The sequence below is a fragment of the Dongshaea marina genome (assembly GCF_003072645.1).
Lineage (GTDB): Bacteria > Pseudomonadota > Gammaproteobacteria > Enterobacterales > Aeromonadaceae > Dongshaea > Dongshaea marina.
In genome coordinates this window covers 2,344,861-2,366,773 of the sequence record NZ_CP028897.1, presented here as the reverse complement: position 1 = coordinate 2,366,773, position 21,913 = coordinate 2,344,861, and the positions used below count along the sequence as shown (strand labels likewise).

20 protein-coding genes are annotated in these 21,913 nt (G+C 51.7%); 5 read left to right on the top strand and 15 right to left on the bottom strand.

Annotated elements, in window-relative coordinates:
• Positions 1-30: 30 nt before the first annotated feature.
• The 12 genes from holB to DB847_RS11280 form a co-directional block, all read right to left on the bottom strand.
• On the bottom strand, positions 31-1,005 hold the full coding sequence (holB, locus tag DB847_RS11335; RefSeq protein WP_108650782.1) for a DNA polymerase III subunit delta': 975 nt from the start codon (positions 1,003-1,005) through the stop codon (positions 31-33).
• Entirely contained in the window at positions 999-1,622 is a 624-nt protein-coding gene (gene tmk, locus DB847_RS11330; RefSeq protein WP_108650781.1) for a dTMP kinase, read from the bottom strand. Before tmk ends, holB begins: the two co-directional genes overlap by 7 nt.
• Positions 1,619-2,629 (bottom strand): endolytic transglycosylase MltG, encoded by a 1,011-nt coding sequence (gene mltG / locus DB847_RS11325; RefSeq protein ID WP_108650780.1) that lies wholly within the window; start codon positions 2,627-2,629, stop codon positions 1,619-1,621. Before mltG ends, tmk begins: the two co-directional genes overlap by 4 nt.
• A complete protein-coding gene (gene pabC, locus DB847_RS11320; protein ID WP_159084552.1) occupies positions 2,611-3,402 on the bottom strand; it encodes an aminodeoxychorismate lyase in 792 nt (263 codons plus the stop codon). The genes mltG and pabC overlap by 19 nt, the downstream gene beginning before the upstream one ends.
• Before the next feature lie 235 nt (positions 3,403-3,637).
• Positions 3,638-4,876: a beta-ketoacyl-ACP synthase II gene (gene fabF, locus DB847_RS11315; RefSeq protein ID WP_108650779.1), complete on the bottom strand. Its 1,239-nt coding sequence runs from the start codon at positions 4,874-4,876 to the stop codon at positions 3,638-3,640.
• 81 nt (positions 4,877-4,957) lie between these two features.
• Positions 4,958-5,194, bottom strand: a complete 237-nt coding sequence (gene acpP, locus DB847_RS11310; RefSeq protein ID WP_108650778.1) for an acyl carrier protein — start codon at positions 5,192-5,194, stop codon at positions 4,958-4,960.
• Positions 5,195-5,347: 153 nt separating this feature from the next.
• Positions 5,348-6,082 (bottom strand): 3-oxoacyl-ACP reductase FabG, encoded by a 735-nt coding sequence (gene fabG / locus DB847_RS11305; RefSeq protein WP_108650777.1) that lies wholly within the window; start codon positions 6,080-6,082, stop codon positions 5,348-5,350.
• Positions 6,083-6,093: 11 nt separating this feature from the next.
• A complete protein-coding gene (fabD, locus tag DB847_RS11300; protein WP_108650776.1) occupies positions 6,094-7,032 on the bottom strand; it encodes an ACP S-malonyltransferase in 939 nt (312 codons plus the stop codon).
• Positions 7,033-7,044: 12 nt separating this feature from the next.
• Positions 7,045-8,004, bottom strand: coding sequence for a beta-ketoacyl-ACP synthase III (locus tag DB847_RS11295; protein ID WP_108650775.1), 960 nt, complete (start codon positions 8,002-8,004; stop codon positions 7,045-7,047).
• 6 nt (positions 8,005-8,010) lie between these two features.
• Positions 8,011-9,036 carry a phosphate acyltransferase PlsX gene (gene plsX / locus DB847_RS11290; protein ID WP_108650774.1) on the bottom strand — a complete coding sequence of 342 codons (1,026 nt, stop codon included), beginning with the start codon at positions 9,034-9,036 and terminating at the stop codon, positions 8,011-8,013.
• A gap of 9 nt (positions 9,037-9,045) precedes the next feature.
• Complete coding sequence (rpmF, locus tag DB847_RS11285) at positions 9,046-9,219, bottom strand: 50S ribosomal protein L32 (RefSeq protein ID WP_108650773.1); 174 nt, start codon at positions 9,217-9,219, stop codon at positions 9,046-9,048.
• Between the two features lie 20 nt (positions 9,220-9,239).
• Positions 9,240-9,761 carry a YceD family protein gene (locus DB847_RS11280; RefSeq protein ID WP_108650772.1) on the bottom strand — a complete coding sequence of 174 codons (522 nt, stop codon included), beginning with the start codon at positions 9,759-9,761 and terminating at the stop codon, positions 9,240-9,242.
• Between the two features lie 124 nt (positions 9,762-9,885).
• Here DB847_RS11280 and DB847_RS11275 point away from each other — a divergent pair, with 124 nt between their 5' ends.
• From DB847_RS11275 to DB847_RS11265, 3 genes are all read left to right on the top strand, one after another.
• Positions 9,886-10,482 (top strand): Maf family protein, encoded by a 597-nt coding sequence (locus DB847_RS11275; RefSeq protein WP_108650771.1) that lies wholly within the window; start codon positions 9,886-9,888, stop codon positions 10,480-10,482.
• A 294-nt stretch (positions 10,483-10,776) separates the two neighbouring features.
• A complete protein-coding gene (locus DB847_RS11270; protein WP_234418562.1) occupies positions 10,777-12,837 on the top strand; it encodes a filamentous hemagglutinin N-terminal domain-containing protein in 2,061 nt (686 codons plus the stop codon).
• A gap of 298 nt (positions 12,838-13,135) precedes the next feature.
• Positions 13,136-15,190, top strand: coding sequence for a two-partner secretion domain-containing protein (locus tag DB847_RS11265; protein WP_234418561.1), 2,055 nt, complete (start codon positions 13,136-13,138; stop codon positions 15,188-15,190).
• Between the two features lie 77 nt (positions 15,191-15,267).
• On the opposite strand, the gene DB847_RS11260 is transcribed toward DB847_RS11265, so the two are convergent.
• Positions 15,268-16,044, bottom strand: coding sequence for a substrate-binding periplasmic protein (locus tag DB847_RS11260; protein WP_108650768.1), 777 nt, complete (start codon positions 16,042-16,044; stop codon positions 15,268-15,270).
• Between the two features lie 180 nt (positions 16,045-16,224).
• Between DB847_RS11260 and DB847_RS11255 the strand changes: the two genes are divergently transcribed.
• A complete protein-coding gene (locus tag DB847_RS11255; RefSeq protein WP_108650767.1) occupies positions 16,225-16,644 on the top strand; it encodes a hypothetical protein in 420 nt (139 codons plus the stop codon).
• Between the two features lie 175 nt (positions 16,645-16,819).
• Here the strand turns inward: DB847_RS11255 and DB847_RS11250 are convergent, their stop codons facing one another.
• Together DB847_RS11250 and rluC are read right to left on the bottom strand one after the other, a co-directional pair.
• Positions 16,820-17,461: an HAD family hydrolase gene (locus DB847_RS11250; RefSeq protein ID WP_108650766.1), complete on the bottom strand. Its 642-nt coding sequence runs from the start codon at positions 17,459-17,461 to the stop codon at positions 16,820-16,822.
• On the bottom strand, positions 17,461-18,420 hold the full coding sequence (gene rluC, locus DB847_RS11245; RefSeq protein WP_108650765.1) for a 23S rRNA pseudouridine(955/2504/2580) synthase RluC: 960 nt from the start codon (positions 18,418-18,420) through the stop codon (positions 17,461-17,463). Before rluC ends, DB847_RS11250 begins: the two co-directional genes overlap by 1 nt.
• A 373-nt stretch (positions 18,421-18,793) precedes the next feature.
• Here rluC and rne point away from each other — a divergent pair, with 373 nt between their 5' ends.
• The gene (gene rne, locus DB847_RS11240) at positions 18,794-21,886 is read left to right on the top strand and encodes a ribonuclease E (protein WP_108650764.1); all 3,093 of its coding nucleotides are present in this window, start codon (positions 18,794-18,796) and stop codon (positions 21,884-21,886) included.
• Positions 21,887-21,913 lie beyond the last annotated feature (27 nt).

The following is a 21,913-nucleotide window of genomic DNA, read 5'->3' as shown; positions in this document are numbered from 1 at the left end:
GTGGTTACCCCGGCACAGAGCCGTAGAGAATCAGCGTCTCGAGCAGCAATCCTCATAAAACAGACTGAGCCAGGACATAAGCTGCAACTTTGGATTAACCAGGGTACCGGGCCTCGCCTGCCTTTTAAGCTCAAGCAGCCCATGATAGTGGCGCTGAACCTTTGCCAGTGACGACCGTTTCCCCAGGCTTTCAACCGATGCTTTGGCTTGCTGCCACACCCAGCTCTCGCTGGAGCAACCCAGCAGGTAACGCTGAAGATCCTGAATGAAATAGAGCAACCAATTGAGACGCTCTTCAAACTCCTCGGCAATGAGATCCCGAATAACCATCACCTGCTGCGGTGAGTCAGCAAGTTTGCCAATCGCCTCTATCAGCTTGCGCTCCTCCCCACCCTGCTTTTCACAAAATCTAAGCACTCGAAGTGGCAGCCCCTGATTAAGACGCAGCTCAGTCATGGAAGGAGGGTGCTGCAGCCTCTGTGCAAGCCACTTCTGGGTTATGGCTTCCGCCGGGGCCGTCAGGATCTGCTGATAACAGCGGCTGGTAATGGTCGGCAATAGCTGATCCCGGCTCTGACAATGTAAAAACAGGTAGCTATCCGAAACCGGCTCTTCGAGGGTTTTCAACAGGGCATTAGCCGCATTCTCGGTGAGCCGCCCGGCGGACTCAATGAGTGCGACCTGAGCCCTCCCAAGGGTTGGACGCTTGGCAAAGCGCTCGCCTAAAACCCGGATCACATCCACCCCTATGGTTTTAGTTTCAGGCTCAAGTTGCAACAGATCCGGATGATTACCCGCCTCAAACAAGCGGCAAGAGTGACACTGACCACAATACCCCTGAGGAGTTGGAGCCTCACACAGCAGCAGCTTTGCTAACTGCTTAAGCAGCTCCTGGTGCGCCATTCCATCCGGAGCCTGTAACAGCAGTGCATGGGGGAAGCGCTGGTTGTTCTTCTGAGTCAATAGCTGCTGCCAGGGCTCTTCCAGCCAGGGATAACTCAGCAAAATTTCTGCTCCAACACCGACAGCACCGACTGTTGGACCTGCTCCGGAGTCTGTGAGGCATCTATGGTCACAGCCTTAGGCTCCTCAGCGACGAGCTGCTGATAGCGGGCCCGGGCCCGATGAAAGAAATCGATATGCTGACGCTCAATCCGGTCCAGCTCTCCGCGACTACGCGCCCGCTGCATCCCGAGTTCTGGATCCAGATCCAGGTAAAGGGTCAGATCGGGTCGAAAATCCCCGAGGGTTACATCGCGCACCTGCTTCAACTGATCAAAAGGCAGTGAGCGCCCGGCTCCCTGGTAAGCCAGAGTCGAGAAATCATGGCGATCACCAACCACCCAGATCTCCTGCTCCAGGGCAGGTTTGATCACCTGCTCGATCAGCTGCAATCGTGCGGCATAGAGAAGCAGTACCTCACCCATGGGGCTTAAGTGCTCCTCCTCTATCCCATGCTTGATAATTGAGCGCAACTGCTCCGCAATTTTGGTTCCTCCGGGCTCCCGGGTCGTGATCACCCGCACCTTGAGCCTTTGCTCTAACCAGTTCACCACCGCAGGCATCAGGCTACTCTTACCGGCCCCTTCCAGGCCTTCAACTACAATAAATTTTGCTTTCATTTTCGATTCAGAATGTAACGACGTACCGCCCGATTATGCTCGGCCAGGGTCTTAGAAAAATAGTGTGTCCCATCCCCCTTTGCCACAAAATAGAGATAGGCGCTCTTTGCCGGATGCAAGGCCGCCAAAATGGAGGCCCGTCCGGGCATGGCGATCGGAGTTGGAGGCAACCCTCGCACCCGGTAGGTATTGTAGGGGCTTGCTACCCGCAAGTCACGCCGTGACAAACGACCATCGTAACTATTCCCCAGGGCATAGATCACCGTTGGATCAGACTGAAGACGCATATTTCGTCTCAGGCGATTGACAAACACCGAGGCGATCAGCGAACGTTCCTGGCTAGCCCCGGTCTCTTTTTCAATCATCGAGGCCATGATCAGTGCCTGATAAGGGGTTTTATAGGGTAACCCGGAACTGCGATCTGCCCAGCTACTTTGCAAGAACTGCTGCATCTGGGTATAAGCCTGGCGGAGAATATCCAGCTCCGTCTCCCCATCAACATACAGGTAGGTATCTGGGAGCAACAGACCCTCAAGATTAGTATGACTCGCCCCCAAAGCCTTGACGATCGCAGGAGCCGTCAGGGCAGGTTGTGGATGTTCAAGATGGGAGGCTCCCTGCAGCTGTTTGAGCCATTCAGAGAGCTCGCTACCCTCAATAAAAGTCAGCCGAAACTGATATTGTGAGCCATTAACCAGCCAATCTAACGCCTGAGGAAGACTCCAGCCAGCATCCAGCTGGTAAGTCCCGGCCCGGATCGCCCATAATCCCGGATGAAAGCGTAGCCACAGCTCCTGCCAAAAAGGGGAGATCCCTGGCTTATCGGCAAGTAGACGCCGGGCCACCGAGCGCGCAGACTCCCCCCGGGAGACGGTAAAAAGCTGTGATTGAGTCACGACTCCCGGCTGCTCGACTCGCGCAATCTGATGCCCCACATAACCAACACCTGCCGCAGCTCCCAACACGACAACCAAAACAATGATCTTAATCAGGTTAGCGCGACGCATGGCTGCTCCTGTAACCAACGACTGACCGACCAGTCAACATAGCTTCGCTTAGTAAATTCGCGGACCGGTGCAATTCCGAGGAGCGCATTGGTCAGCCAGATCTCATCTGCTGCAGCAAGCTCCTCAACGCAGGCGCGAACCTCTCGAACCTTGCGCCCATATTTTTCACAGAGCTCTATCACCCAGCGACGCATCACCCCACAAACTCCAGAAAGCTCAAGGTTTGGGGTATAGATCTGTCCCTGGTGACGCCAAAAAATATTGGCAGATACGGCCTCGGTCACCTTGGCATCCAGATCCAGTACCAGTGCCTCATCGAAGCCGGAGTCATCGAGCTCTTTTTTAAGCAGCACCTGCTCAAGGCGGTTGAGGGTTTTAAGGCCTGCCAGCATTGGCTGATGGCCGAGATGCTGCCGACATACCCCCAGACGGATCCCATGCTGACGCCACTGAGAATAATGGCCAGGCAGAGGATGCTCACTGATCAATACGCTGGGTGATGCTTCACTGGGCATTGAATAGCCCCGCCCTCCTGTACCCCGGGTAATGATAATCTTAACGACCCGATCCTCTCCGGCGCTGAGAAAAGGCTCAAGCTGTGCAAGCAGCTCCTCTTCCCCGGGCTCAGGGATCGATAGTCGTCGACAGCCCTGCTGCAAACGCTCAAGATGATAGGGCCAGAGCTGTAAAGCCCCTCCCTTAAAACAGATGGTGGTAAATATCCCATCGCCATACAGGAGTCCACGATCACTCGCAGATAATTCACAACTCACCCTATTCTCCTCCCTATGCAATAGCTCCGAGTGTAGTGTTCTGCCGATTAAAGCCACCCATGGCAGGTGCATCATCAAAACAGCGACTCAAGATAACACCAACTCTCAGATCTCAATACTCTATTGGCTCTCGGGTGTGACAAAACTCAGCACAATGATCGCCTCTGGTGTAGAGCAGCAAAAAAAAAGCCTGATATTTTCCATATCAGGCTTTTTACAACGAGGTTCTGACCAATCAGGCTCGCTTAAAGATCAGTGTCCCATTGGTCCCACCAAAACCGAAAGAGTTAGAGAGTGCGTACTCGAACTCCCCTTTCTTAGCGGTATGAGGAACCAGATCCACATCACAACCCTCTTCTGGGTTATCCAGATTGATGGTTGGTGGTGCAATCTGATCGCGCAGGGCCTGCACAGTGAAGATCGCTTCAATCGCGCCAGCAGCCCCCAGAAGGTGGCCTGTCATCGACTTAGTCGAGCTGACCATCATGCCATTTTTCGCATGCTCACCGAACAGGTTCTTCACCTCTTGAAGCTCTGCCATATCGCCGGCTGGCGTCGAGGTACCATGGGCATTCACATAGCCGACCTGCTCAACACAGATGCCTGCATCGTTGATCGCATTTTCCATTGCATCACGTGCACCAAGACCACTTGGAGTAGTGATATGGTAGGCATCACCACTCATGCCAAAGCCAACCAGCTCGGCATAGATGGTCGCGCCACGCGCCTTAGCGTGCTCATACTCTTCAAGCAGCATCACGCCAGCACCATCGCCCAGAACAAAACCATCACGGTCTTTATCCCAGGGGCGGCTTGCCTTCTGCGGCTCATCATTGCGGGTCGACAGTGCCTTTGCCGCAGCAAAACCACCAATACCCAGTTCAGTTGATGCCTTCTCGGCACCACCGGCCAACATCGCATCGGCGTCGCCATAAGCGATCATACGAGCAGCCATACCGATACAGTGAGTACCCGTGGTACAAGCGGTTGAAACCGCGATATTCGGGCCTCGCAGCCCCTTCACGATCGACAGGTGACCTGCCGCCATGTTGATGATGGTCGATGGAACAAAGAAAGGACCAATCTTACGCGGACCACCTTTAACCAGCGCGCTGTGGTGGTGTTCGATCAGTCCCAGACCGCCGATCCCTGAACCCACAGCAACACCAACTCGTTTGGCGTTCTCATCGGTGATCTCAAGGCCGGAGTCTTCCAAAGCCATCAGGCCGGCCGCAATACCGTACTGAATAAAGAGATCCATTTTACGTTGATCTTTGCGGGTAATACCGTAATCTTCGGCATTGAACCCATCAACCATACCAGCAAATTTTACCGGGAAACCGCTCGCGTCGAAATGCTCAATTTCGCTAATACCACTACGGCCTTCCAGCACAGCCTGCCAGGATGACTCTGCAGTATTACCAACGGGGGACAGCATTCCAAGGCCGGTCACAACAACTCTGCGTTTTGACACTTAATAGCCTCCGAAAGGAGTGGGGATAGATAGAATAAAAAAGAGCCAGGGTGAACAAGTTCACCCTGGTTAGAAAAGGGATTAGTCCTGGTTTGCGTTGACGTAGTCAATAGCAGCCTGAACAGTAGTGATCTTTTCTGCTTCCTCGTCAGGAATCTCAGTGTCAAACTCTTCTTCCAGAGCCATAACCAGCTCAACAGTATCCAGAGAGTCTGCACCCAGATCATCAACAAATGAAGCTTCAGATTTAACTTCTTCCTCTTTCACTCCCAGTTGTTCTACGATGATCTTCTTAACGCGTTCTTCGATGTTACTCATGACCTGATTTTTCCTTTAGATTTTCGCATATTGCGTTCGTTGCAGTAGTGTATTCATTTCATTGAAGTTTGCAAGCCCTTCAATGAGGGTCAAACCAAAAATTTGTTCCGAATGAACAATTCCTAGCCTGACCAAGTTCAATAACCACAAGGGTTAGATCATATACATGCCACCATTGACATGCAAGGTCTCACCCGTGATGTAGTCGGCACCTTCTGAAGCTAAAAACAGAACCGGCTGGGCAATATTATCCACGGTACCAAGACGGTTTGCCGGGATCTGCGCCGTCATTTGAGCCTTGCGCTCGTCTGTCATCGCCTCTGTCATATCGGTGCTGATAAAACCGGGGGCGATCGCATTCACAGTAATACCGCGGGAAGCAACTTCACGAGCCAGCGACTTGGTGAAACCAACCAGTCCAGCTTTAGCCGCTGCATAGTTTGCCTGCCCGGCATTACCCATGCCACCAACCACAGAGCCGATGCTAATGATCCGGCCACAGCGCTTTTTCATCATGCCACGCAGAACCGGCTTACACAGACGATACAAAGAGGTCAGGTTGGTATCGATGACAGAGCACCACTCCTCCTCTTTCATCCGCATCATCAGGTTATCTTTGGTGATCCCTGCATTATTGATCAGTACATCAACGCTGCCATAGCGCTCGCTGATGGTCGCATACAGGGCGTCAACTGACTCCTGACTGGTCACATTCAGAACCAGACCACAACCCTTATCCGCCAGATAAGACGAGATCGCCTCGGCACCACGCTCACTGGTCGCAGTCCCGATCACGGTAGCCCCTGCATTTGCAAATGCTTCGGCAATAGCACGGCCAATTCCACGACTTGCGCCGGTTACCAGCACGACTTTATCTTGAAAATTCATCATCATTCCTCTTATTGGCCTGTCTTTTCAATCGCGTCAGACAAGCCGGTACTCTCATTGGCAACCAATGCACTTAACTGTTTGTTGATCCGGCGAACCAGACCAGACAGTACCTTACCCGGTCCCATCTCAACCTGAGTCTCAACACCGGCATCCGCCATCGCCTGAACCGTCTCACTCCAGCGAACCGGGCTATGCAGCTGGCGCACCAGGGCATCACGAATCGCCTCGGGTGAACTTGGCTGAGCTACATCCACGTTATTGATCACAGCAATTTGTGGCTGCTTTAGCTCCACATGGACCAAAGCATCGGCCAGCTTCTTCGCCGCAGGCTCCATCAGGGCACAGTGAGATGGAACACTGACTGGCAACGGCATCACGCGCTTGGCACCAGATTCTTTCATCAGGGCAGATGCACGCTCAACAGCCTCTTTGGAGCCTGCGATCACTACCTGACCCGGCGAGTTAAAGTTTACCGCAGAAACCACATCCCCCTGGGAGGCTTTGTCACAGTTGGCGATGATGGTCGCATCATCCAGACCGATGATCGCCGCCATTGCTCCGGTTCCGGCCGGTACAGCTTCCTGCATCGCCTTACCACGCAGTTCAACCAGCTTCACCGCATCCTGAAAATCCAGAACACCGGCACACACAAGTGCAGAATATTCACCCAAACTGTGACCCGCCATCAGTTGAGGCTTGGCCCCACCCTGCTGCAGCCAGGCCCGCCAGATGGCAACCGAAGCGGTCAACAGCGCCGGCTGGGTCTGAAAAGTCTTGTTCAGCTCCTCGACCGGGCCATTTTGTACCAGGGCCCAAAGATCATAACCCAGAGCCTCACTCGCCTCGGCGAAAGTCTGTTTAACAACATCATAGTTTTCGGCAAGCTCTGCCAGCATGCCAACTGTCTGTGATCCCTGTCCGGGGAACACCATTGCAAATTGAGTCATTCGTCTGCTCCTTTAAAAACGAACCAAAGCCGAACCACAGGTAAACCCACCACCAAACGCTTCAAGCAGCAGCAGCTGGCCCCGTTCAATCCGGCCATCACGAACACCGGTATCCAGAGCGATCGGCACCGAGGCTGCCGAGGTATTACCATGCTTCGCCAGTGTCAGGATCACCTGATCTTCAGACATTGCGAGCTTCTTGGCAGTCGCCTTGATAATGCGGTAATTCGCCTGATGCGGTATCAACCAGTCCAATTCCGATTTGTCTATCTGGTTGGCAGCAAGGGTCTGTGTGACTATCTTGCTTAATCCCAGAACCGCATGTTTGAATACTTCGTTGCCTCTCATGGAGAGGTAACAGCTATTAGGAGACCCAACCTTACCCCGAGGTGCGTTCGGCAGTTTCAGAAGATCGCCATAACGCCCGTCAGACTGAAGGTGAGTCGACAGGATCCCAGGCTCTTCACTCGGCCCAAGCACCACTGCTCCTGCACCATCACCAAACAGGATGATGGTGCCTCGATCGGTTGGATCACAGGTCTGTGCCAGAACATCCGCCCCAACCACCAGCACTCGCTTCGAGTATCCGGTACGAACAAATTGGTCAGCCACACTCAATGCATAGGTGAAACCCGCGCAGGCAGCACCTACATCGAAAGCGCCACATCCGGCAATACCCAGTCGCTCTTGGAGCTCACAGGCTGCAGATGGGAAAGCATTGGGTGCGCTCGTAGTTGCCACAATGATGAGATCTATCTCATCCACACTCACACCTGCCATCTCAAGAGCCTTGAGAGAAGCCTGGTGTGCCATGGTTACGACACTCTCATCCTGTGAAGCGATGCGACGCTCACGGATCCCGGTCCGCTCCACGATCCACTCATCACTGGTCTCAACCATCTTCTCTAAATCAGCATTGGTACGGATCTGATCTGGAAGATAACTACCAGTACCTAAAATTTTTGTATACATAGATGATCAACTGCGCCCGTCGTCGAGAAGGACAGTATTCAATCTGTCCATTATTTTTGTTGTGAGCTGCCCCTTTACTTCAGCAGCTGCCTGATGAATGGCATGACTGAAGGCCTCTTGTCCGGCACTTCCATGACTTTTCACCACAATGCCGCGCAATCCTAACAGACTTGCGCCATTATACTGGTCGGGGTTCAGACTCATTGAGGACAAAATCAAACGCTTTTTCCACCAGCGGCTCAAAAGACGATCAAACAGCCCACCTTTTGACCTGGCCAACCCCATCTGCAACATGAAACGTGCCGTGCCCTCACAGCTCTTCAGTGCCACATTGCCAACAAATCCATCACAAACTACCACATCCGCCTTGCCACTAAACAGGGCACTGGCTTCCAGGTAACCAACATAGTTCACCTGAGAGCAGGCGCTCAAGCGTTTCGCACAGGAGCGAACCGCTTCCGTGCCCTTGTTAGCCTCTTCACCTATGTTTAACAGGGCTATCTTTGGTTGTCGGAGCCCCGCCGTATTGGCTAAGGCACTCCCCATCAGCGCAAACTGAAACAGAGTACCTGCATCACAATCCACATTCGCCCCAAGATCCAGCAAAAAGGTTTGCCCTGCCACCTGAGGCAGTGGCTTAATCAGCGCCGGACGATTAACCCCGGACAATGGCCGCAAAATATGCTTAGCCATCGCCATCAACGCCCCCGTATTTCCTGCACTCACACAGGCATCCGCCAATTTATCTCTGACCAGCTCCAGGGCTCTGCGCATCGATGAATCTTTGAATGCACGCAATGCTACAGCAGGCTTGGCATCCATGGGAACCACTTCACTACAGTGGTGCACAGAGATCCTGGGATGTTGGTCCAGACCACACTGAGAGAGATACGGGAGTAGTTCAGCCTGAGGGCCGACAAGGATGATATGAAGCTCAGAACAGGAAAACAGCGCCTCCCTTACGGCAGGCACTGTGATCCGAGGGCCATGGTCGCCCCCCATTGCATCTAACGCGATGGTTAGATCAGCCAAAGGTCGCCCTTACTTGCTGATAACCTTTTTACCGCGATAGAAGCCGTCAGCTGTCACATGGTGACGACGGTGCAGCTCACCAGAAGTCTGGTCAACTGATAGCGCAGCTGGTGCGCTCAGTGCATCATGAGAACGACGCATGCCACGCTTGGAACGTGTTTTACGATTCTGTTGTACGGCCATTGCCCCTAACTCTCCTAAGATCAGTTATTACGTTTCAATCGTTCTAAAACAGAAAATGGATTGGGTCGCTCCTCCTCTTCTGCTATCTCTCCCCAACTCATAGACGCATCAGCCATCGGGCAGTCGGCATCATCATGCATCGGAGACAGCGGCAGCAAAAGAATGAGTTCATCCTCGATCAACTGGAAAATATCCAGCTCACCATCCTCATCTGTTTCAACCGGTTCATATCCTTCGGGCAGCTCTTGCGACAAGTCGCGAACCACCTGGTAACAGCCATCAGCAATTTCAATTGGATGACTGAAGGAACCACCACAGCGCTGACATTGAAGCATGACCTGGGTATTCGCATCAACCCGGATCAAGGGGCGTCGCGATTGCCCCACTTCAAAGGTCAGCTTCACAGAGACATCACTTTGGATGCCCTGTGACGAAGCATCAAGCCGTTCCAACTGCTCTTTTTCGATCACAGCCTCATAGACTGCTTCTCGGGAAGCGCAGCGGGACGGGTTAATTTTATTCGGCAATTTCAGCTTTTGCATAGGGCGCGCATGATATCTATGATGCCGAAGATAGTCAAAAGAAAACTGTCTCTCCCCATAAAAATATCGCCTCAACTGGCTATTTCACTTAAAATTTCATCACTTTGCTCTAAATAGGATCAGCATGAACCAAATCATCCTCGCTTCAACCTCTCCTTACCGTAAATCCCTGCTGCAGAGATTAAACCTGCCCTTTGTTACCGTTGCCCCCAATATCGATGAAACCGAGTTACCGGGAGAAGATGCTACAGCTCTGGTTGAGCGCCTGGCCATCGCTAAAGCCATAGCGCTTGGCGAGCAATATCCGAATGCACTGATTATCGGCAGTGATCAGGTCTGCTCTATTGATAACGAGATCCTGGGAAAACCTCACACACGAGATAAAGCGATTGAGCAACTGCGACTGGCCAGCGGCCGGGCAGTGACATTTCTGACCGGCATCGCCCTCTATAATAGCAACACAAAAAAGCTGCACTCCCATGTCGAACCCTTTAAGGTTCATTTCAGAGAGCTCAGCTTGGCTCAGATAGAGGCTTATCTGGATCTGGATCAGCCTTTCGATTGTGCCGGAAGCTTTAAAAATGAGGCGGCAGGGATCCTGCTGTTTGATGCCATGGAGGGTCGTGATCCTAATGCCCTCACCGGCCTGCCGCTCATTGCACTGCGAGAACTCTTAGAAAAGGAAGGCCTTGATCCTCTGCTTTCCACCAGCAGACTGTAAACGGCTGAAGCTAAATACCTCATCCCCCATAAACTGGCTCTTTTTATGCTGTAATTAACAAAGGTGTCAAAATAAAGGCTGGTTATGGGGCGCAATGGTCATCTTCAAATTTATCTCCCTCAGAGCCTCACTCCTGATGAAGGCTCTGCCAGGCCTTTCTGCAATTTAATACTAGTATTGCTATTGTGCCTCTTCCCGGCATCCGCCCTTGCATCATCCGTCCCGACCACGACTCTTCCGGCACAACCTCAGGTCATCCAGGGGACGGTTCAGATCGGTCAACAAGAGTCAGCCATGACCATCCATCAGCACAGCGATAAGCTCATCACTAATTGGCAGAGCTTTAGTATCGGTCAGGATGCCTCGGTCACCTTTAAACAGCCAGGCTCAGGCAGCGTTGCTCTCAACCGGGTGACAGGGCAAAGCCCCTCTCAAATACTCGGGCGACTGAATGCCAATGGTCATGTCATGCTAATAAACCCCTCCGGGATCCTGTTTGGTCCACACAGCCAGGTCAATGTAGGTGCCATCACCGCCTCAGCTCTCAATATTAGTGATCAGGCTTTTTTAGAGGGGCGTTATCAATTCAAAACAACCAATCCCTCTGCCGAGCTACTCAACCAGGGAGTAATCACCGCTCACTCAGGCCATATCGCCCTGCTCTCCCCGATTGTGCGTAACGAGGGTCAACTAAGGGCAGATCAAAACAGTATTTTGCTTGGCGCTGCTGACGCTCTCACCCTGGATTTTTATGGGGATGGCTTAGCCAAACTAAAAGTAGACAAGGCAAAACTTGATAGCCTGATTGAAAATCGAGGAGTCATCAGCGCCGATGGTGGCTTGGTTATGCTCAGCACTGATACAACCCGTGAGCTGATGACCGGAGCTGTCAATAACTCAGGAATCATCCAGGCTCGCAGCCTGAGCCTCCAAGATGGCAGAATAATCCTTGAAGGCGGCAATATCAGTAACAGTGGCACTCTGAATGTCGCAGGAGCAGTTGGGTCAAGTGGAGGAAATATCTCTGTTCATGGGCAGTCTGTAACCACAGGCGGCACCCTCAGTGCCTATGGAGCCAGCGGTGGAAGTATCCGGGTAGATGCAACCCAAGAGCTTCGGACTTCAGCCAACTACCAGGCTAAGGGTGACAGAGCACAAGGCGGTGAGATAGACCTCAGCGCTGATTCTGTAAGTTTACTGAATTCAACCCTGGATGCTTCCGGTCACACCCAAGGCGGTAAGATCCGGATCGGCGGCAGTTTTCAGGGTGGAAAGCCTGTACCTGCCAATGATCTTCACCCTGAGTTTCGCGCGTTATTTTCCGATAGCCCACCCCTGCAAAATGCCAGCAACACCTTCATCAATGATGAAAGCCGAATCGATGCATCCGCATCTAATGGCTCGGGTGGTGCTGTAGTGATCTGGTCTAATCAACGAACAACTCAACTGGGGTCGATTGATACTCAGGGCATGAAAGGAGGCTTTATCGAGATATCCTCTGCCAGAGAGTTACAACATGTAGAATTCAGTCGGCTCATGCCTGGCCCCAGCGGGACATTACTATTGGATCCTAAAGAGATAGAGATCGGTCTTTTTCCTAACAGTAACAACGCAAATCCACAATCAGGGTTATACGGTTATGCGGAAGACTCAGGCCAGAATAGCAAGATAGACAATATTGAGCTGCAGACCCTGCTTGCCAGCGGCTCCGATGTGATTCTACAAGCCAGTAACAATATCACAGTGAATGCTCCCATCAATGTAGATAACCCCTATGGAGATGGGGGCAACTTATCTCTGCATTCAGGTGGCGGAATTATCATAGATGCGAGCATCAACTCAGATAATGGAGATCTCACTTTTATTGCAAACGATCATGCAACCAGTGGCGTGATCGACTCAGATAAGGAGTCTCACCTTACGGCAATCATTTTAATGGAAGGAGGCTTCGTAACACTCAATGCTGGAACTGGTAACGTATATTTTGAACTCCGTACTGGGGAAGGCCTTAGCTCTAATGATTTCGGCAGCATAATCATTGATAGACAAAGTATCATCGCAAATTCGATTACAGTAATAACTCCGCCAGATGAGCAAGAGCCAGATGTACCTGATACATTTATCGATCCCTATATCGATTTAGGGATTGAGCCTCCTCATATAGACCTCAATTTTGAGCAGCACTCTCAAAACGAGTATCTCCTCAAACACCACAACGAAGACTCGTTTGAAAGTATCCGTGTAAGCAAATCAACAGAAGCTAAAAGACAAAAGAAAGATGAAACATGCATCCGCACCAAAGAGGATAATACCGGAAATACCACTACCGAGATCGGTGCGTGCCCAACGAGCTAAATCAAACCCTATAAGCTCGGTAACTTAAACCGGATCTGCTTAAATTAAAGGTGTAGCTGTAGTTCATAAGAGATACTGTGACACCAACAGGCTCCTCCCAAGGTAAATGTGTGGTCGTGCTATGAATGGTGACCTTCATACTTGTACCACAATCGCTATACCACGCCGAAGGGTGGTGGCTTACCTCTTTGTGATCCTAAATATAGCGTTTGCTACTTCCTCAGCAGCATCCCCTGCTCTGCCCTCAGGCTCGGATGTAAAATTTGGCTCTGCCCAGATCACTCAACAGGGATCTGCCATGGCCATCCATCAGCACAGCGATAAGCTTATCACCAATTGGCAGAGCTTTAATATCGGTCAGGATGCCTCGGTCACCTTTAAGCAGCCAGGCTCAGGCAGCGTCGCTCTCAACCGGGTGACAGGGCAAAGCCCCTCTCAAATACTCGGGCGACTGAATGCCAATGGTCATGTCATGCTAATAAACCCCTCCGGGATCCTGTTTGGTCCACACAGCCAGGTCAATGTAGGTGCCATCACCGCTTCAACTCTCAATATTAGTGATCAGGCTTTTTTAGAGGGGCGTTATCAATTCAAAGCAACCAACCCTTCTGCCGAGCTACTCAACCAGGGAACGATCACAGCTAAATCAGGCCATATCGCCCTGCTCTCCCCGATTGTCCGTAACGAGGGTCAGCTAAGGGCAGATCAAAACAGTATTTTGCTTGGCGCTGCTGACGCTCTCACTCTGGATTTTTATGGAGATGGTTTGGCCAAACTAAAAGTAGACAAAGCAAGGCTCAATACCCTTATTGACAATAAAGGGTTAATTCAGGCTGAAGGTGGCTTCGTTATGCTCAGCACTGATACTACCCGTGAGCTGATGACGGGAGCTGTTAATAACTCAGGAATCATCCAGGCCCACAGTCTGAGCCTCCAAGATGGCAGAATAATCCTTGAAGGCGGCAACATCAGTAATGGTGGCACTCTGGATGTCGCTGGAGTACGAGAAACCAGTGGAGGAAATATCTCTGTTCATGGGCAGTCTGTAGCCATGGGCGGCACCCTCAATGCAGATGGTGCCAGTGGTGGGAGTATCCGGGTAGATGCAACCCAAGAGCTTCGGACTTCAGCCAACTACCAGGCTAAGGGTGACAGAGCACAAGGCGGTGAGATAGACCTTAGCGCTGACTCTGTAAGTTTACTGAGTTCAACCCTGAATGCTTCCGGTCACACCCAAGGTGGTAAGATCCGGATCGGTGGCAGTTTTCAGGGTGGAAAGCCAGCACCTGCTAATGATCGCCACTCTGAGTTTCGAAGCCAGTTTGCAGATAGGCCCGCCCTAAAAAATGCCAGCAACACCTTCATCAATGATGCAAGCCGAATCGATGCATCCGCATCTGCGGGTTCCGGTGGCGCCGTGGTGATCTGGTCCGATCAACACACGACCCAGCTCGGATCCATTGATACTCAAGGCATGAAAGGAGGCTTTGTTGAAATATCCTCGGCCAACAAATTGCTTGATGCTGGGTTAAGTCGCGTAACTCCGGGTTCAGGTGGGACCCTGCTGCTGGATCCCGAAACCATCGATATTAGTGCATTCCCCAGTGATATCCTTTTTCCCTCATCGGGACACTACAGTTACCAAGATGACCCGGGTAACCAGTCAATCAGCATCCTGGATCTCGATATTCAAAACCTGCTGAACCAGGGGGTCTCTGTTACTCTACAAGCCAGCGACTATATAGGCTTCACTGGCAACATTGTTGTAAATAACCCGAATCCAGTAAAAGCTTCACTAACATTTCAATCGGGTAATGCCATTCAGCTCATAACCGGTGAAATTATCACGGATGGTGGTGATCTCACACTGATCGCAAATGACAGGTTAGCAAGCGGAGTTATTGATGAAGAACGTAGCCCCTATCCCGCCTTGATCTCGGTCGCCACTATAATCGATGCCGGTGAGGGGACCGTTCTCTTCGAGCTCAGAGACGGAGAAGGTCTCACCTACAGTAATTTCACAGGGATCAGCTATATCTCATCGAATATCACTGCAAAGCGGCTTATCGTGCGAGCCCCCGATCGCAGTAATCTTAACTCCAACAGTGGCGGATTAGAGCAATTTATCGATCCCTACATTGATCTTGGCATCGAGCCTCCCCCTGTGGACCCAAGTTTTGAGCTGTATTCACAAGATAAGCTGATCGTACAAAACCGGGAAAAAAGATCGGTTTTATCTAAAAGCAATGACAAGCAAAATACTCAAAAGAAAGACCAGGGAACCTGTATCAATACAACCCAGGATGACGCAGGCAACACCACCACAGAGATCAGTGAATGTCCGACCAGCTAAACCAACTGATGAATGATGTAAGCCTCAAAGAAATGAGCCAGCCCTTGATCTTGAATACGCCGGCTAAGTTTTTGGGACTACTCCGCAAACTGATCCCCATACTCGTCAGCATACTTTTGCAGCAGCTCAGAAAGCCAGGGGTAATAGCCGGGTTTCTGGATCTGCTTTTCTACCTCAGGAAGCAGATGCAAATATTTTGATTTGTTAGACATAGAGATATAAAGCTTGCCGGTCAGGATTGACTTGGGAAGATCGGTAAGCTGTTTTTCAAGCTTAAAAGCCTTGATCATCGCATAACCGCTGTACCGCCCAACCGGCACAAAGTCGACACGCTTGGCCGCCAGAAACTCAAATGCCTTACGGTAATCTGTCACCCGTACAACCTTGGTGTGTTGTCTTAGAAAATCATCAAACTTCTGCCCAATACTAACTCCCTGCACCATACCGACCGTATGACCATCAAAATCACTCCATCTGGAAAATTTGAAGGGGACCTTCTGATTTACAAAGGCTGCATTCTCGTTGTAACCCATCGGAGTCTGAATAAAGCGAGAGTATTGCTGGCGTTCACTGTTAATAAAAGAGCAGATGTTTACATCAACCTCTCCGGTTTTGATTTTGCTCTGACACTGCTGCCAGTTCCCCTGGTAACTCAAATCGACCGTGACTCCGAGTTTTTCAAAAAGCGTCTTAGTTACCTCGGCACAGGCACCGACAATCTGATCACCGACTCGCCAATTCCAGGGAGCATAGTCATGGTGGCCGCAAGCCTTCACAACAGGTTTTGCATAAGTTAACGGCGCTCCGACCAGGAGCAGTAGGATGAATAATCGCAGCAGTTGACTCAAGATCATGCCCTCTAGCCTGTGTTGCTGTAAGTTTAGACGAAAGCTGAGGGGTCCTCACCAAGAGGAAACTTGTCAGGTAGCTATTCGATTGCAGCCCAGCGGTTTTGCATTGGTCGTGACATCTGATTAACTTTGAATAGATAAAAGTGATTTCAACTGTTCATTGTTTGCTAACAGGGGCTGATTATGGACTACCAAAAAAATGCGCACGGGACCTATGAATTTGACCTGTCCTATATTTCTGAGGGGATTATTATCGGACGAGGTTTTGGTTCGTGGAACCTTGAAGCAGCAACACAGTGGTTTAATAAGCAGTGTGATATTCATAAAGAGCATTTGGAGGGCTCTCGATGGGGGATGCTGAGTGATGCCCGCAAATGGGAGCTATGCACTCCTGATGTCACTGAGTATTTTGACTGGACCGTGCAGGAGCTGGTAAAAATCGGTTTATACCGCGAAGCCTTCTTGCCAAGCACTAACATACAGAAAGCGATCGTGAGCCACTACGGGGAGAAAGTTAAAGAGTCCCAGCGCAAAATAGAGTATTTCACCTGCGAGAGCGCAGCACTTGAGTGGTTGCGTTTGGAGCTCAAGCCCATCAGATAAGCTGACCCTTTACGGGGAAAAACAGATAATTGTTCAAAGGGTGAGCAGTATACCATAAACAGACGGATCAGCTCCCTATCGTTGCAACTTTGGTAACACCGGGCAAGCTTGCTCCATCACTAAAAAACTAAAAGGCCACAAGAAGGTTTATGTAAGGTGAACAAGCACTACCACCCTACAGATAGCCAGGTAACTCCCTGATATCATTGAGATAGGCGACAGGCTGATGAGAATCCAGCTCCTCGGGACCATGGACCCCATAGGTAACCGCGATCCTGTCCATACCGATCGCCTCAGCCATTGCCATATCATATCGGGAATCCCCGACCATGACGGCATCACTTACAGTCAGATCAAGCTCCTGCAAGATCTGCTCAAGCATCAGGGGGTCGGGTTTTGAGCGTGCCTGATCAGCTCCCCGGGTAGCATGAAAGTAATGTTCAAGCCCTGAGGATTTCAGGACCCGGCTCAACCCCCTGTGTCCTTTCCCCGTTGAGATTGCAAGCTGGTATCCCTGCTGATAAAGCCCCTGCACCACCAAATCAGCACCCGGATAGAGAGGAGATGGCGTCTCATCAATCTCCTGATAGAAGGATCGATAGTGTTCGATAAAATCGGGGGCATGTAACTGCCAGTCATCACCAAATAGTTTAGGCAGTGCGGACTCAAAGCTGAGCCCTATGATATCGCGAACCGCTGCGGGCTGAGGCAGGGGTAAACCGGTTTTCTTTGCAGCATGACGCATCGAAGAAACGATCCGCTCCAGCGAATCCATCAGGGTGCCATCCCAATCAAAAATAACCAGCTTATAACGCATTAGTGTTTTACCTTTACCAGCTGTGCCAGGAGTTGTTCGAGACTTTCCTCAAGAGGTGCAATCACTTCCAGCTTTTCACCACTGTTGGGATGAGTAAAAATCAGCTGATGCGCGTGCAGAAATAGTCTTTCCAGCCCCTTACGCTTCATTCGAATATCAAAGCCTTCATCACCATACTTCATATCACCGGCGATGGGGTGTCCCTGGCTCAGGGCATGCACCCGGATCTGGTGAGTCCGTCCGGTCACAGGAAATGCCTCAACCAGAGTAGCCTCCTGGTAGTTTTGCAAAATTTTAAAGCGGGTCTGGGAAGGCTTACCTTCCGCATCGACCCGGACCATACGCTCGCCAGATTTAAGAACATTCTTGCGAAGTGGCGCATTCACCACCTTCTTATCCGACTGCCAGCGACCGCGAACCAGCGCCCAATATTTTTTGGTCACTGTCTTATCACGCAACTGCTCATGCAGGTGGCGCAGGGCACTGCGCTTTTTCGCAACCAGCAGACATCCGGAAGTATCCCGGTCCAGTCTGTGCACCAGCTCCAGAAAGCGAGCCTCCGGACGCAATGCCCGTAGCCCCTCAATCACCCCGGCATTCACTCCGCTTCCGCCATGGACCGCCATGCCAGAAGGTTTATTGATCACCAGCAGGTGATCATCTTCATACAGGATGCATTTTTGCAGATTTTGTACCCAGTCCCAATGGGATGAGGGCTGAATCGACTCATCTTTTTCTGCAACACGAATCGGTGGGATCCTGACCTCATCTCCGGCACACAGACGATACACAGGTTTGACCCGTTTCTTATTGACCCGGACCTCCCCTTTTCTCAGGATGCGGTAGATGCGGCTCTTTGGAACCCCTTTGAGCTGAGTGACTAAAAAATTATCAATCCGCTGCCCCTCGTTCTCAGCATCAATTGCGAGCAGGCGGACCGTTTGATTTACTTCATTCATGGCGTGAAATTCTAGCATGAGTTATAGTTGGTGTCTGGAAAAATAGCGGCTTGCGAAATTCGGCCAACTAATGGGATAATGCGCCGGATTTTCTGAGATTTTCCAGCCTGTTGCAGAATAACGAATCCAAATGGCTCAAAAAAGAAACGAAACCGGTAAAAACAGACCGGGAGCCCATAAAAAAAGCAGGTTAATTCTCGCTCGGAGAACTATTCTCCAAATGAAACACCATAAAAGTCAGGTGTCGTGAATGCATACAACAACAGCGCCCCACCCCAAAGCAGCCGTGAGGCTCCGCTGATTAAACCCGGGGCCTGCATTCAATAACACCGTGATTATTGACACAATCGTTACATAACAACACGAGTTATCGATGAAAAGAATGCTAATCAATGCAACTCAGGAAGAGGAGTTGCGAGTCGCCCTGGTTGATGGGCAAAAATTATACGACCTGGATATTGAAAGCCCGGGACACGAGCAGAAAAAAGCGAACATCTATAAGGGGAAAATCACCCGTATTGAGCCCAGCCTGGAAGCCGCTTTTGTCGACTATGGCGCCGAACGCCACGGTTTCCTGCCTCTAAAAGAGATTGCCCGCAGCTACTTTCCAGAAAACTTTACTCCCCGTGGTCGCATCAACATCAAGGATGTGATCAAAGAAAACCAGGAAGTGATTATCCAGATTGATAAAGAGGAGCGCGGCACCAAAGGCGCGGCCCTGACTACCTTTATCAGTCTTGCGGGTAGTTACCTGGTGCTGATGCCAAACAATCCCAGAGCCGGTGGAATCTCCCGACGCATCGAAGGTGAAGAGCGCACAGAGCTTAAAAAAGCTCTGAGTCAGCTCAAGCTTCCCGAAGGGATGGGGCTGATTGTCCGTACCGCAGGTGTGGGCAAATCCTCCGATGAACTCGCCTGGGATCTCAACATCCTGCTGAACCACTGGAATGCGATTAAGCAAGCTTCGGAGAGCCAGCCTGCACCGTTTCTGATCCATCAGGAGAGCAACGTCATCGTTCGCGCGATTCGGGATTACCTGCGCCGCGATATCGGAGAGATCCTGGTCGACAACCAGAAGGTGTTTGATCGTGCGACCAAGCACATCGAGCTGGTTCGCCCGGACGCTCTGCAGAAGGTCAAGCGCTACAATGGTGAGATCCCACTGTTTAGTCACTTCCAGATCGAGAGCCAGATCGAGTCAGCCTTTCAGCGAGAGGTACAACTGCCATCCGGTGGTAGTATCGTCATCGATCCAACCGAAGCTCTGACCTCTATCGATATTAACTCCGCCCGTGCCACCAAGGGCGGCGATATCGAAGAAACCGCATTCCAAACCAACCTGGAAGCCGCCGAGGAGATCGCTCGTCAGCTGCGTCTGCGAGATCTGGGTGGCCTGATCGTTATCGACTTTATCGATATGACCCCGGTCCGTCACCAGCGTGAAGTTGAAAATCGCCTGCGCGAGGCGGTTCGCCAGGATCGAGCTCGCATCCAGCTGGGTCGGATCTCCCGTTTCGGCCTGATGGAGATGTCCCGCCAGCGTCTGCGCCCCTCTCTGGGGGAAACCTCCACTCACCTCTGCCCTCGCTGTCAGGGTCGTGGCCGTATTCGTGATAACGAGTCTTTGGCTCTGTCTATCCTGCGCCTCATCGAAGAGGAGTCCATCAAGGATAATACCCAGCAGGTCAATGCTCAGGTTCCGGTAAACGTTGCCGCCTACCTGCTCAACGAAAAACGTCAGGCCATCAGTAAGCTGGAGAAGCGCTACAAGGTTGATATCTACATCATCCCTCACGAGCATTTTGATACACCTCACTTCGAGCTGACCCGAGTTCGCAATGGCGAAGAGCTCGAAAGCTCCAGCTATGCCATGAAGAGTGAAGTTGAGCTCAAGCAGTACACGCCGAAACAGGCTCAGGCTCTCAAGAGTGAGCAACCGGTTCTACAGGGGATGAGTGCTCCGGCAGCCAAACCAGCACCATCAGCTCAACCTGTAAAGCAGGCTCAACCAGGGCTGCTGGCCCGTATTGGTTCGGCGATTGCCAGCCTGTTCAAGGCAGAAGCAGCTCCTGCACCTGCGGCTGAAGAGAAGCCTGCGGCTAACCACAGCAGCAGTAACCAGTCTCGCCGCTCCGAAAGCACAAACCGCAACAGCAATCGTCGGCGCGATCGCCGCTCCGAAAGCAAGCCCGGCCGGGATCGTGCAGCCAATCGCCAGCAAGGTCAATCCCAGGAAAAAACCCAGGACAAACCACAACGTACCAATCGTGAGCGTCCTCAAACTCAGGCGAAAAACCGCCGCCCGGCACGCAATACAAACCGTGACGCAGAGCGGACTCAGGATACAGCAGCGACTCCGGCTCAAAAACAGCAAGAGAAGCAACAGGAAAAGCAGCAACAGGTTGCTGAACGCAGACAACGCCGGAACCTTCGCAAGAAGGTGCGGATTGAGCAAGCGGTAGAAACCGAGGTTGCGGCCCAGTCAACGCCAGCCCTTGAGTCTGAAGCTCAGGTACAGGAGAAGAGCAGCAGACCACAGCGTCAAGCACGCCAGCCACGCAACAACGAAACTCGGGAGAACCGGGCACAACAGGAGACGAACCAGTCACCACGCAGCGCTAAGCCTGCCCAGGAGACCTCTTCTAAAGCGACAGAAATCAACAAGGAAGCCGTTGAAACGCAGCAGGCTCAACAGCAGAGTAAGCCTGCCCAGGTCGCTGCCAACACACAGGCAGAAAATGGCCAGGATGCAGAGCCTCGTCGTAGCCGTCGCACGCCGCGCCATCAGGTATCCCATGCTCAGCGTCGCAAGCGGATCAATGAAGAAGCACGCCGCCAAAAAGTGGAGGATTCAGAGGTAGCACAGGAGAAACCAGCTACTGAAGAGCAGCAACCATTTGCTACCCAGGAGCAGTCTAAGCCAGAGGTTCAGGAAATCGTAGCACAGAGTGTGAACACTGAGCAGCTGCCAGCTGAGCAAGCCGTGCCTGCACAAGAATCTGCACCACAGGCTTCCCAAACAGCTCAGGTTAAAACTGAGCAGGTTGAGCAGGTTGAGCAGGTTGAGCAGGTTGAGCAGGTTGAGCAGACTCCAGTCATCACTGAAGCTGCGCCGGTGCAACAACCAGAACCAGCTGAAGTAGCTCAGGCTCAGCAGCCAGAGAGTCAGCAGCCAGCTCCGGAGAGCTCAGAGCCTGCCCGGAAAGCACCAGAGCAGAAAGCTGATGCACAGCCACTCCAGGATACTGTGACCCAGTCCGGGATCATAGTGCGCTCACTGATGGTTAACGCGGTTGCAACTCATGTTCCTTGTGAGTCGCTTCCGGTTCGCGAAGCACCATGGAATATCACTGAATATGCCGAGGAGCTACGCCCAGCCATCGATAATGTCGGTCGAGCCGCAGGCTCAAGCCTGGCCCGGGAGTATGCTTCCAGCCAGCCCGTCAGCCCACAAAACCAAGCCTAAACTAAGCCGGTTTAGATCATGAACTTG